General features: G+C 41.7%; 15 protein-coding genes. 9 read left to right on the forward strand and 6 right to left on the reverse strand.

The annotated features are described in order from the left end of the window. Positions 1 to 63 precede the first annotated feature (63 nt). Positions 64 to 1,164, reverse strand: a complete 1,101-nt coding sequence (locus DJ568_RS11685; protein WP_233496680.1) for an acyltransferase family protein — start codon at positions 1,162 to 1,164, stop codon at positions 64 to 66. Positions 1,165 to 1,205: 41 nt separating this feature from the next. Between DJ568_RS11685 and DJ568_RS11690 the strand changes: the two genes are divergently transcribed. After that, entirely contained in the window at positions 1,206 to 2,399 is a 1,194-nt protein-coding gene (locus tag DJ568_RS11690) for an anhydro-N-acetylmuramic acid kinase (RefSeq protein ID WP_233496681.1), read from the forward strand. Here DJ568_RS11690 and DJ568_RS11695 read toward each other — a convergent pair. Then, on the reverse strand, positions 2,383 to 2,964 hold the full coding sequence (locus tag DJ568_RS11695) for a putative glycolipid-binding domain-containing protein (RefSeq protein WP_114005464.1): 582 nt from the start codon (positions 2,962 to 2,964) through the stop codon (positions 2,383 to 2,385). The genes DJ568_RS11690 and DJ568_RS11695 overlap by 17 nt on opposite strands. A 105-nt stretch (positions 2,965 to 3,069) precedes the next feature. On the opposite strand from DJ568_RS11695, the gene DJ568_RS11700 reads away from it, so the two are divergent. The 4 genes from DJ568_RS11700 to trpC all read left to right on the forward strand — a co-directional run bounded on the left by DJ568_RS11700 (position 3,070) and on the right by trpC (position 6,641). After that, on the forward strand, positions 3,070 to 3,516 hold the full coding sequence (locus tag DJ568_RS11700; RefSeq protein WP_114005465.1) for a cytochrome B: 447 nt from the start codon (positions 3,070 to 3,072) through the stop codon (positions 3,514 to 3,516). Positions 3,517 to 3,725: 209 nt separating this feature from the next. Next, the gene (locus DJ568_RS11705; protein WP_114005466.1) at positions 3,726 to 5,135 is read left to right on the forward strand and encodes an anthranilate synthase component I family protein; all 1,410 of its coding nucleotides are present in this window, start codon (positions 3,726 to 3,728) and stop codon (positions 5,133 to 5,135) included. Between the two features lie 51 nt (positions 5,136 to 5,186). Continuing rightward, positions 5,187 to 5,777, forward strand: a complete 591-nt coding sequence (locus tag DJ568_RS11710) for an anthranilate synthase component II (protein ID WP_114005467.1) — start codon at positions 5,187 to 5,189, stop codon at positions 5,775 to 5,777. An 81-nt stretch (positions 5,778 to 5,858) separates the two neighbouring features. Then, the gene (gene trpC / locus DJ568_RS11715) at positions 5,859 to 6,641 is read left to right on the forward strand and encodes an indole-3-glycerol phosphate synthase TrpC (RefSeq protein WP_114005468.1); all 783 of its coding nucleotides are present in this window, start codon (positions 5,859 to 5,861) and stop codon (positions 6,639 to 6,641) included. Here trpC and DJ568_RS17635 read toward each other — a convergent pair. Next, positions 6,543 to 6,929, reverse strand: coding sequence for a type II toxin-antitoxin system RelE/ParE family toxin (locus DJ568_RS17635; protein WP_114005469.1), 387 nt, complete (start codon positions 6,927 to 6,929; stop codon positions 6,543 to 6,545). The two genes, trpC and DJ568_RS17635, sit on opposite strands and share 99 nt — an antisense overlap. Beyond that, the gene (locus tag DJ568_RS11725; RefSeq protein ID WP_114005470.1) at positions 6,914 to 7,141 is read right to left on the reverse strand and encodes a hypothetical protein; all 228 of its coding nucleotides are present in this window, start codon (positions 7,139 to 7,141) and stop codon (positions 6,914 to 6,916) included. The genes DJ568_RS17635 and DJ568_RS11725 overlap by 16 nt, the downstream gene beginning before the upstream one ends. A 270-nt stretch (positions 7,142 to 7,411) precedes the next feature. On the opposite strand from DJ568_RS11725, the gene hflX reads away from it, so the two are divergent. Beyond that, positions 7,412 to 8,596 (forward strand): GTPase HflX, encoded by a 1,185-nt coding sequence (gene hflX / locus DJ568_RS11730; protein WP_114005471.1) that lies wholly within the window; start codon positions 7,412 to 7,414, stop codon positions 8,594 to 8,596. Positions 8,597 to 8,702: 106 nt separating this feature from the next. Here hflX and DJ568_RS11735 read toward each other — a convergent pair whose 3' ends face one another. Both DJ568_RS11735 and mqnB read right to left on the reverse strand, forming a co-directional pair. Continuing rightward, complete coding sequence (locus DJ568_RS11735; protein WP_114005472.1) at positions 8,703 to 9,551, reverse strand: menaquinone biosynthesis family protein; 849 nt, start codon at positions 9,549 to 9,551, stop codon at positions 8,703 to 8,705. Positions 9,552 to 9,553: 2 nt separating this feature from the next. Then, on the reverse strand, positions 9,554 to 10,225 hold the full coding sequence (gene mqnB, locus DJ568_RS11740) for a futalosine hydrolase (RefSeq protein ID WP_114005473.1): 672 nt from the start codon (positions 10,223 to 10,225) through the stop codon (positions 9,554 to 9,556). A gap of 78 nt (positions 10,226 to 10,303) precedes the next feature. Here mqnB and DJ568_RS11745 point away from each other — a divergent pair, with 78 nt between their 5' ends. Genes DJ568_RS11745 through fabD form a run of 3 tightly spaced genes read left to right on the forward strand, consistent with a single transcriptional unit; the run spans position 10,304 to position 12,303 of the window. Continuing rightward, complete coding sequence (locus tag DJ568_RS11745; protein WP_114005474.1) at positions 10,304 to 10,720, forward strand: 6-pyruvoyl trahydropterin synthase family protein; 417 nt, start codon at positions 10,304 to 10,306, stop codon at positions 10,718 to 10,720. Between the two features lie 7 nt (positions 10,721 to 10,727). Continuing rightward, complete coding sequence (gene folE, locus DJ568_RS11750) at positions 10,728 to 11,366, forward strand: GTP cyclohydrolase I FolE (protein WP_114005475.1); 639 nt, start codon at positions 10,728 to 10,730, stop codon at positions 11,364 to 11,366. Between the two features lie 52 nt (positions 11,367 to 11,418). Continuing rightward, positions 11,419 to 12,303 (forward strand): ACP S-malonyltransferase, encoded by an 885-nt coding sequence (fabD, locus tag DJ568_RS11755; RefSeq protein ID WP_199560965.1) that lies wholly within the window; start codon positions 11,419 to 11,421, stop codon positions 12,301 to 12,303. Positions 12,304 to 12,372 lie beyond the last annotated feature (69 nt).

Below are 12,372 nucleotides of genomic sequence, written 5' to 3' on the forward strand. Positions count from 1 at the left end.
ACGTCAAAGGTTAATCCATTTGCATCCGTAGCAGTAATTTATAAAAAAACCTGCATCACAACATCATACTTTTATGATGATCTTTTTTCGGTATAGTATCCCAACCACCATCCACACCAGCAGCAGCATTAATAGAGCATACGCAAGCGACGCATTTAAAGGCGATAGATATGGCTCAAACAACAATTGATAAATGGAACTTTCTTTAAACTTTAATTTACCTATGTAATATGGGATATACATTGAAAGTACATAGGCAGTGATAGCATTTACTCCAAACGGAACAAAAAAAGAAGTATATTTTTTACGCCCGTTTACATCTATCAGCCAGTAACAGGCGGCTAACGATATAATGGCCAAACCACCGGTATATAGTACGAACGAGCTTGTCCATAAGGCCTTATTTATTGGAAAAATTAGTCCCCAGGCTAATCCTAGCACTGTAGCCACTACACCATAGGTAAACAGCCAGCTTGTTTTAACATGCTCGTCAACGTCCGTTCTTTTAAGCCAGGTGGCCGCGCGCATACCTATCAGGCCGGTTGCTATGGCAGGTAAAGTTCCCAGCAACCCTTCAGGGTCCCAGGTGCGGGAGTGTACCCATAAATGATTAGTAGTAAACACCGCCCTGTCTATCCACGCGCCCATGTTAGTTTCCGGGTCTAAATTAGCATATCCGATGCCTGGCACGGGCACAAAACACACAATTAAATAATAGCCTACTAGCAATACGCCTGTTATCCAGTCTCGGGTTTTCTGCGACGTTTTTATGTACAGGATCACGCAAACAAAAAATACCAAACCAATGCGCTGTAACACCCCCGGAAAGCGCAGGTTGGCAAAACCGGGATGAAATATAAGTTGCGTAATAAGGCTGATCGCAATTAAAATAACTGCCCGGCGCAGAGCTGCCCAAATCATTTTACTATGATTGACCGGATCTGCTTTTTTAGTTTCCATGGCATATACAACTGATACGCCCACAATAAACAGGAAAAAAGGAAATATCAGATCGGCCGGGGTGCAACCATGCCAGGCTGAATGTTCAAGGGGAGAGTAAATGTGTCCCCAGCTACCCGGGTTGTTAACCACTGTCATGGCCGCTACGGTAACACCACGAAATACATCAAGTGATAAAAGGCGTTTTGATTGCAGTTGGCTCATTTAGAGATATTATACTCAAACATAAATAATAACTTTGGGATATGATGCCGCTTAACCATAACCTGCAAAAGCTTTTTGAAATTGCTAAAAAAGATGAAAGGCTGGCAATAGGGCTCATGTCTGGCACCTCGCTTGACGGGCTTGACATAGCCTTGTGCCGCATTAAAGGCAGCGGTATGCAAACACGGATTACGCTGGTAAACTTAACAACGATAGCCTATCCCGAAGCTTTTAAAAACGAAGTAACACAAGTTTTTGCCAAACAACAGGCAGATATGGAAAAGCTGTGCCTGCTTAATGCCCACATAGGCAGCTATCATGCTGAATTAATTGTACAGGCTTTAAAGGATTGGAATATTGCGCCCTCCGAAGTCGATTTTATTGCAAGTCATGGGCAAACCGTTTATCATGCCCCAGCCCGGCAACACAAATATAAAGGGTATGGTAATGCCACACTGCAAATAGGGGATGCAGACCATATTGCCGTAACAACCGGTATACTTACCATTAGTGACTTCAGGCAGAAGCATATTGCGGCAGGCGGCGAAGGCGCGCCATTAGCGTTGTACGGTGATGTGCTTTTGGGCAGCAGGCAGGGAGAACCCAGGATATTATTGAACATTGGCGGTATTGCTAATTTAACCTGGTTGCCGGGTGATCAGCACCTAAGTAAAGTATTATGTACTGATGTTGGTCCGGGGAATACTTTAATTGATGCTGCATGCAAAAAGTATTTTAATAAGCCTTTTGATGCGGGCGGCGAAATTGCGTTTGCAGGTGTAGCGAATGAAAAATTGCTTGCAGCTTTATCAAGCAACCCCTTTTTTACACAAGATCTGCCCAAAACCACGGGACCGGAGGTATTTAATCTTCACTATGTAGAGCAGGCACAACAAACATCAGATACTTTAGATATAGATATTAAAGATTTGTTGGCCACACTAACAGTTTTAACCGGAAAGATAATAGTTGATTTTATAAAGGCTAATTTTGGCAATGAAGATATAAAGCTTTTTGTAAGTGGTGGCGGTGCAAGTAACCGATTTATAATGGAGTATTTAAAACGCGAATTGCCTGGCATAAGTGTTACTGATACGTCGGGTATGGGCATTAACCCGGATGCGAAAGAGGCGATATTGTTTGCCTTGTTGGGTAACGAAGCCCTGGTTGGCCAACCATTGAATGTAGGCAACAACCCCGCAGTGTTAATGGGGAAATTTAGTTTTGCCGGTTGATGTTTGGTGTGATGCTTAATTTAAATTTTAGTAAACAACCCGGGGTAATATTTAACAAACCCGAACTCATCAAACTGAATTCACTTTCAAACCCCTCAGTAGCGAAATGATACGTAGACTGATCGATCCGCGTGTAAATTTGCCTCGTTGAGCTTACCGTATCCTTCTCTACGTCAATATATAATACTTTTATTTCCGTGCTTTGGCCAATAGTTAAATTTAGTCTGTTTATGGCAAGGGTATTGGTAAAGGGCGTAGCGGTAAAGTCAATCTCTATACATCCTGTTAGCTGCGGTTGTTCCTTGCTGGTTGTTAGCCAGTTTCCTTGTGTATCGCTGGAATAGTTGAGGTGCGTTGTGTCATTTCCCCAGGTATAATCAATGGTAAACGCCATTGTCCGCCATTGACTATCAGTTGTGATATGATAAGCTGCATTAAAAGGCAATGCTTTTAACACACCTTTAAGTAATGATTCTATATAAATGCTGTCATGGCCGATAGTGATTGTGCAATTTTCCAAGGTTACAAAATCGCCGTTGCCTTGCCAACTAAGCTGGTGTACCATATTAGTTCAACAGCAATTAGCAAAATGGGTTTTAAAAAGCTGATTACGCCTAACTATAATTGTATATGGCTTAAATCTTTATACTTTTGTTAAAACTTTTCTGCTATGGAACTTTACACTTTTTTTAAACAATTTCATTCGGGCTTCAGGTATATCGTACTGATATTGGTAGTGCTGGCACTGGTTACCGCTATTGCAGGCTGGCTTGGCAAAAAAAACTACAGTGAAGGCAACCGCAAATTAAATATGTTTGCCATGATATCTGCCCACATCCAGTTTTTACTGGGCCTGGCATTATATTTTGTTAGCCCCTATGTGCAATTTACCAGCGAAACCATGAAAAATGCCGAAACCCGTTATTGGACTATGGAACACGTGGTAATGATGTTTATTGCTATTGTTTTATTAACGGTAGGCCACGCTAAATCAAAAAGAGCAAGCCTGCCCGAGGGTAAGCACAAAACTATAGCACTGTTTTACGGGCTGGCTTTAATTATAGTGGTTGTAGCAATTATACTTAGCAAGCGCCCATTTTTTGGTATAACAGCTTAAAAAGTTTACAAAAAATTTGGTAATTCAATTTTCTTTATAAATTTGCCACGCAATATGATCAATATCACTCACATAAACAGCTGGTGGCGCCAAACAAATTGGCAGCCGGACGGAGTATTTTAGATCAACTACTAACCAATTGTAAACCTATTTGGAACCCGGCGAATCTCACTCATTCGACGGGTTTTTTTATTTAAGGATTAACAAAAATGAAAAAGTATAAAATTATAACTACATATAAAAAGCTGCTTGCCGATACCACCACACCGGTAAGCATCTATCTTCGCCTCCGCGACGTATTCCCCAATTCGTTACTGCTGGAAAGCTCAGATTATCATAGCCGCGAAAATAGCATGAGTTTTGTATGCTGCGAACCTATAAGCGGTATAGTGCTGAACCAGGGCGCACTAAGAATAAAGTATCCGGATGGCGAACGCGAAACGCTGAACGTGGACGAGTTTGAACTGATAGATCAAATAAACAATTATCTGGAGGCGTTCGAAGCAGTAGGAGGATTGCCAAAGATCATTTCAGGCGGATTGTTTGGTTACTTCACCCACGAAGCGGTTGAACATTTCGAAACTATTAAACTGAAACAAAGCGATGACGACACCCGTCGTATTCCCGAAATGCAATACCATATATACCGGTATATCATCGGCATTGACCATTTCAAAAATGAATTGTACATTTTCCATAATCAGCCAGAGGGACAACCGGAAAATGGCGGACTTGAAAAAATAGAATACCTGATTAAGAACAAAAACTTTCCCGAGTATAGCTTTCAAAGCAAGGATGAAGAGCAGTCAAATATAACCAATGAGCAATTTATTGCTATAGTGGAGAAGATGAAACAGCATATTTATCGCGGCGACGTATTCCAGATAGTACCGTCACGGGCCTTTTCAAAAGGGTTTACCGGCGATGAATTCAACGTATACCGCGCTTTGCGGTCCATCAATCCCTCTCCCTACCTGTTTTATTTTGATTATGGCGATTTCAGGATATTTGGTTCATCTCCGGAGGCGCAGATAACTATAAAAGACAGGGTGGCCAGCATCTTCCCGATAGCGGGTACCTTTAAACGCAGTGGTGATGATGAGAAGGATGCGGAGATTGCACATGACCTGGAAAACGACCCTAAGGAATCAGCGGAGCATGTGATGCTGGTTGACCTGGCCAGAAATGACCTAAGCAGACACTGCGAAGAAGTGCAAGTAAAGGCTTTTAAGGAAGTGCAATATTATTCGCACCTGATACACCTGGTATCACATGTAAGCGGTAAGCTTCATCCCGGCGCGTCGTCTTTTAAAATTGTAGCTGATACTTTTCCGGCGGGCACATTAAGCGGTGCTCCAAAATACCGGGCGATGGAAATCATTGATGAAAACGAAAATATAAAGCGCAGTTTTTACAGCGGGGCTATAGGTTACCTTGGTTTTAACGGCGACTTCAATCATGCCATTATGATAAGGTCGTTTTTAAGCAAAAACAATACGTTGCACTACCAGGCAGGAGCAGGCATAGTGGCTGGTTCAGTGCCCGAGAGTGAACTTAACGAAGTAAACAACAAAATTGCGGCTTTACGTAAAGCCATTGAGCTGGCAGAGGAGTTGTGAGATTAGTTAATTAGTGATTAAATAGATAGTTAATAGATTAAGATATCAAATATGAACCCTAAAATATTAATCATAGACAACTATGATTCTTTTACCTACAACCTGGTGCACCTGGTTAACGAGATAGGCTTGGAGTGCGAGGTTTGGAGGAACGACCAATTTAAGCTGGAAGATGTAGATAAGTTTGATCATATTATCCTGTCGCCAGGACCGGGCATCCCATCCGAAGCAGGATTGTTGTTACAGGTGATTGTAAAATATGCACCGACAAAAAATATTTTTGGCGTGTGTTTAGGTCAGCAAGCTATAGCTGAGGCTTTTGGAGGAAGTCTGCATAACCTAAGTCAGCCTATGCATGGCATAGCTACGCCTATAAAAGTTACTGATGCCGGGGAAGCGCTTTTTAACGGACTTCCGGAAAAATTTAATGTGGGCCGTTATCATTCATGGGTAGTAAATGAAAAAGGATTGCCTAATGAATTGACCATAACTGCTATTGATGAAAAAGATAATTCAGTAATGGCATTAAGACACAAGCAGTATAACGTACGCGGAGTGCAGTTTCACCCGGAATCGATACTGACAGAATATGGGAAAGAAATGCTGAAAAATTGGTTAGGCTCTCAGATCACTAAAAAGTGAGCGAAGGGGCTGGGGGCTGAAACCAATGAAATTAATTAATTTTGATACCTCGGAAGCCTCTCTTTAAGGGGGTGGGATTTTATGAACATACTTGACAGAATAGTTGCCAATAAACAAAAAGAAGTAGAATACGCTAAAGCCAACGTATCATACACCAAGTTGGAAGAATCAGAGTTTTTTCCTCGGGATGTATATTCATTTAAAGATTTTTTACTTGATGAAAATCGTACAGGCATTATTGCTGAATTTAAGCGTCGCTCTCCGTCAAAAGGCATCATTAATGATAAGGTAAAAGTGACGGATGTTACCACTGCCTATGCCGAAGCCGGTGCGTCTGCTTTATCTGTTTTAACCGACAAACAGTTTTTTATGGGTCGCAGGAGCGATGTGGTAGCTGCCCGCAGGGTGAACAACATACCGGTGCTGCGTAAAGATTTTATGATAGATGAGTACCAGGTAATTGAAGCTAAAGCAATAGGCGCGGATATTATTTTACTCATTGCTGCTATACTTAGTCCGGCTGAAATTAGGAGCCTGGCTGCGTTGGCAAAGAGTATAGATTTGAACGTGCTTTTAGAAGTGCACAACCTTGAAGAGCTGGAACGAAGCATTGACCCTAATTTGGATGCCATTGGTGTAAACAACCGTAATCTTGCTGACTTTACCACTTCGGTCGATACGTCGTTTAAATTAGCGGATCATATCCCCAATGAGTTTATGAAGATATCGGAAAGTGCCATAAGCAATACAGTTGTAATTAAAGAGCTAAAACAGGCGGGCTTTAACGGCTTTTTGATCGGTGAGAATTTTATGAAAGAGGAAAATCCAGGCAGAGCCATGAAGGAGTTCGTGAAAGGTTTGTAACGGGCCGTTAAAAGCATTTTCTTTTTGATGGTAAATTGAAATTATTTCAATAGATGTACTATAAATAACATAGAATATATAATAATTATCCCAAGTTAATAATAATACATCGGGTTGATTTGTGGCCAAACCCGTGAATGGATGAATGCTTAAAAGTTGCAGGCGTTGATAAAGCCCTTTAAGGAACTTTTCTGAATAGATGGTGGACTTGTTTCTTCCGTTGTTAAATTCAATAATCCGGTCTATGTCATCAATGGCTTTATAAGAGAACACTATTTCTTTAGCCATTGTTGGTATTTTTTCTCAAATTCTTCCAGTGTATTCGTTTTGCCGGCTTTGATATCTTGCAAACCTAGTTCAATACCCTTTTTCATGTGTTCGGGAATGACAAACAAATTTTCGCTTCCTTTTATAATTTCACTGACCCTTTCTAATAATTCCTTATTGTTAGAACTGTCAATTTGTTCATGAATTGATTTTTTAAGCTCTGTTAATGTCATATATAAAGTTAACAAATTATCGCTAATCAAACAATTCGCAATATTTTGCTATCTTTGTCTCATCATGGAAATTACTACCGCAGCTTAATATTCTGATCCCCAGGCAAGCTATTCCCGATAGCCGGACCGGAATGTCTTTTTAATTATTTTCTTTATTTAATGACTTGTTGACGCACAGGGTGTGCCGGATGCTTTATTTTGTCATGCGTGCGCTCGGGAACACTCCGCTTTTGTTAACTTGGCATTCCCATTGTTATAATCATTTACAAAATGAGACAAAAATTTTATGACACTGCTGTAAAGCAGGAAAAAGCTGTATTGGTGGGTGTAATAACCGCCAATGAAACCGAAGAGCAGGAGAAAGAGTATTTAGAAGAACTTCAGTTTTTGGCTGAAACGGCCGGGGCACTTACTGTAAAGCACTTTACGCAAAAACTTATGCGGCCAGAGCGCGCTACTTATGTTGGTACCGGTAAACTGGAAGAAATAAAAGAATATGTAAAAGCTGAAGAAATTGACATAGTGGTGTTTGATGATGAACTGTCACCCTCGCAATTGCGTAACATAGAAAATGAATTGCAAGTAAAAATACTTGACCGGAATAACCTGATATTAGACATTTTTGCCGGCAGGGCACAAACTGCCCAGGCTAAAACACAGGTAGAGCTGGCACAGTTGCAGTATCTGCTGCCACGGCTTACCAGGCTATGGACGCACCTTGAGCGGCAGAAGGGTGGTATTGGGATGCGTGGACCGGGTGAGTCGCAAATTGAAACAGACAGGCGATTAATTTTGAACAAAATCACGCTGTTAAAAGATCGGTTAAAGCAAATAGATAAGCAGAATGAAACCCAGCGGAAAAATCGTAATCAATTGGTGCGCGCAGCGTTAGTGGGTTACACTAATGTGGGCAAATCAACAATTATGAATATGCTTTCCAAATCAGATGTATTCGCCGAAAATAAATTATTTGCCACGCTGGACACAACCGTTCGTAAAGTAGTTATTGAGAACGCGCCGTTCCTGCTGTCAGATACGGTTGGATTTATACGTAAACTGCCGCACCATTTGGTTGAGTGTTTTAAATCAACTCTTGACGAAGTGCGGGAAGCTGACATTCTGATACACGTAGTAGATATCTCGCACCCTAGTTTTGAAGACCAGGTACGCGCCGTTAACGAAACGCTGAAGGACTTGGGCGTATTAGATAAAGAAACCATTACGGTTTTTAATAAGATCGATGCCTATCAACCTCCGCAAACCTATGAGGGAGAGGATGTAACACCGCTTACATTAGAGGAGTTTAAACAGAGCTGGATGGGAAGAAACAGCAGCCCGGCAGTATTTATTTCAGCAGCTAAGCGTGAGAATATAGATGAGCTTCGCGACTTGTTATATGAAAAAGTGAAGGCTATACATACCGCGAGATATCCATACGATCATTTGTTATATTAACTTATACATCAGGTCATGGTTAAAAATCCAGCAGCATACCAAAAGTATGCTGCTGGATTTCTTTTAAGATAACCCATAAAGAGTTTATCCTAATTCTTTAGAACTGCTAAGGTGTTAAAAATATCTGCTGCGTTAAAGGCGGAACAACATTTAATGAAAGTGCGGTTTCAAAAAGCACTTCTATCGCTTTTCTTCCTTCTTTGCCGAGTTCAATAGAGTATTTGTTCACATATAGCTCAATGTGTTTATACATCACCTCCTCGCTCATTTCCTGCGCATGGCTACGAATGAATTCCAATCCCGATTTGGGGTTAGCGAAGGCATATTCAACTGACTTGCGCAGCACACGGTTAATTTTATGCTGAACATCAACAGGTAAATTTCTGTTAGCTACTATACCGCCGAGGGGGATCGGCCCGCCGGTACGTTTTTCCCAGTAATCGCCAAGGTCAGTTATTTTATTCAGCCCTTTATCCTGGTAAGTAAAGCGGTTTTCATGTATAATTAAGCCGATATCTATCTTTTCATCTATTAGTGCATTCTCTATCTCTGAAAAGATCATCTCCTGCCTGTTGGTAGCCCGTGGGAAAGCGAGGCGCAGCAAAAAGTTAGCAGTGGTGTATTTGCCGGGAATGCCTATTATTAAACCGGGGGTATTATCGTTATCCAGATCGGCAGGCGTAAATTCTGATTTGGATATCAGCAAGGGCCCCACGCCAAACCCAAGTGCGCTGCCCGAATCAAGCAATACATAGTTATCAGCAACATGGGCAAACGCATGATAGCTAAGTTTGGTAACATCAAGTTCGCCTCGAAAAGCCTTTTGGTTTAACGTTTCTACATCATCATAAAACACGCGGAACTCAAGGCCCTCAGTATCAATTTTATGATGGATAAGCGCATCGAATATAAAAGTATCATTAGGGCAGGGGGAAAAGCCGAGCGTTAATATCATCTTTAAATTAATCTCTTTAATAATTCCTCTGCAAAGTTATTCAGATTTTTAATGGCTAACCCTATTTGCCAGGCTTCCCTATTACGTTTCTCCACGTAATTTGACACAGCCCTGATTTGTAAACACGGCAGGTTCATCTGCCGGCAAGCATAAAAAAAAGCGGCGCCTTCCATGCTTTCCAACTGTGGGTTAAGCCGGCTGCTTATCTTTGCTATAGAAGTTTTATCGCCGTGCACTGTATTAACAGTTATTGCTGTTGCTGCTTTAATACCAAGCCCTGCCGGCATACTAAAAGTCGATTCAAATTTTTCTTCTCCAAAACCTAACTGGCTTATCGGTACAAAGCTTTCGCCATCCTCGGCCCCTAACTCCGCAAAGGTGTCTTCGATTATTTCAACCACTTCGCCCAGCCGGATTTCTCTGTCAAAACTGCCGCAGATGCCCAGATTTATAGCCAGGTCGTAATTATGTGTGGCTAAATGCTTGCCCAGCGCAAAAGCGGTTGCTACCATCCCCGCGCCGGTTATCAATACAGATATCTTCAGTTTATTATACACGGCTTTTTTTTCAGGTGCAATATGGGTGCCCTGGTCACAATCCATCATCGAAAAGCGGAGGTCTGAATTGAGCTTTTCTATTTCGGGCGGTGTAGCTGCAACGATTAATATCCGCATAGATGCTAAATAATTTCACAGCTAAGATAAAACAACTCACCTGTTTTTGTTTTGTATATTTGCACTCATAATAGTATGATGATTTATATAACGCGCAAAGAACACTTTAACGCAGCCCACCGGATGTACCGTGAGGAGTGGAGCGAAGAAAAGAATGCCGAGGTATTCGGCAAATGTGCAAACCCTAATTGGCATGGCCACAACTACAACCTTTTTGTAACAATAAAAGGGGAAATTAGTTATGCAACGGGTTACCTGATGGACCTTAAAGAATTAAAAGTTATTATTCATGAATATGTGGTGGATAAGCTTGACCACAAAAATTTGAACAAGGATGTTGACTTTATGCAAGGTAAAATGGCATCGACAGAATTACTTTGTATTGAAATATTTAACCAGTTAAAAGCGCCTATTGAAGCAAACGCAGGTGTGCAACTCCATTCGGTTAAACTGTACGAAACCGAAAACAATTACGCGGAGTATTTTGGCGAATAATTTTAAAATGGAGACAGGAAACTACATACCCGATCGCGATGATGATATCGACGGTTACGAAAAGATAGACAGGTATAATAACGACCTGATCAAAAGTCTTTCGGGGCATTATTACGAAGTACTGAAGCAAATAGGTGAGCACCCTGAGCGTGAGGGCCTGTTAAAAACTCCCGAACGGGTTGCAAAAGCCATGCTGTATTTAACGCATGGGTATGATCTTAACGCGCAGCAGATATTAAAGTCGGCCATGTTTAAAGAGGAATATAGCCAGATGGTGGTGGTTAAAGATATTGAGGTGTACTCGATGTGTGAGCACCATATGCTGCCATTTTTCGGCAAGGCACATGTTGCCTATATTCCTAATGGTTATGTTGTTGGATTAAGTAAGATACCGCGAATTGTTGATGTTTACGGTCGTAGGTTACAGGTACAGGAACGCTTGACTAACGAAATTCGGGATTGCATACAGGAAACGCTGAATCCTGTCGGGGTGGGGGTAGTTATTGAATGCCGTCATTTGTGCATGAGCATGCGCGGGGTGCAAAAGCAAAACTCTGTAACCACCACATCAGCCTTTACGGGCGAGTTTTTGAAAGAAAAAACACGCACAGAATTTTTAAACCTCATTTCATCAAAATTAAGTTGATTAGTGACCATTTGAATTTACTTAATCAACCTGTAAACCTAATAAACTAATAATGAAAGCATACGTATTTCCCGGACAAGGTGCACAATATGTTGGTATGGGCAAAGATCTTTACGAACGTTCAGAAGAGGCGCGTGTTTTGTTTGAAAAGGCTAATGATATACTCGGATTTAACATCACTAATATTATGTTTAATGGTACCGATGAAGATCTTAAACAAACCCGTGTAACACAGCCCGCAATCTTTCTACATTCGGTGATACTTGCTAAAGTTCTGGGAGATGATTTTAAGCCTGATATGGTAGCCGGACATTCATTGGGTGAATTTTCGGCATTGGTATCAGCGGGCGGCTTAAGTTTTGATGATGGCCTGCGATTAGTTGCCGCGCGTGCTAATGCCATGCAAAAAGCTTGCGAATTGCAACCGTCAACTATGGCCGCAATACTGGGGCTGGATGATTTTACTGTAGAGGATGTTTGCCAGCGTGTTACTGACATTGTAGTGCCTGCAAATTATAACTGCCCCGGCCAGCTGGTTATATCCGGTACCATTGCCGGCGTTGATGCGGCGTGCGAAAAATTGTTGGAAGCTGGTGCTAAACGGGCGCTTAAATTGAATGTGGGCGGAGCATTTCATTCGCCGCTAATGGAGTCGGCCAGGGTTGAACTGGAGGCTGCCATTTTAAATACATCCATCAATGAGCCTATTTGCCCGGTTTATCAAAATGTTGATGCTAGGCCGTATACTGATCCTGAGAAGATAAAACATAACCTTATCGCTCAGCTCACAGGGCCGGTTAGATGGACACAAACTATGAAGCACATGATTGAAAATGGAGCTTCATCTTTTACCGAAGTAGGTCCGGGCAACGTACTCCAGGGCCTTGTTAGGAAAGTGGACCGTGCAATGCCGGCGAGCAGCGCCGAGTTGGCGTAAGTTTATGTAAGCCACGGGACGTGGCTTATTTTTTTGTTATAACTTTACAACTATTTATTAAGCAACCGC

The sequence above is a fragment of the Mucilaginibacter hurinus genome, from assembly GCF_003324525.1.
Lineage (GTDB): Bacteria > Bacteroidota > Bacteroidia > Sphingobacteriales > Sphingobacteriaceae > Mucilaginibacter > Mucilaginibacter hurinus.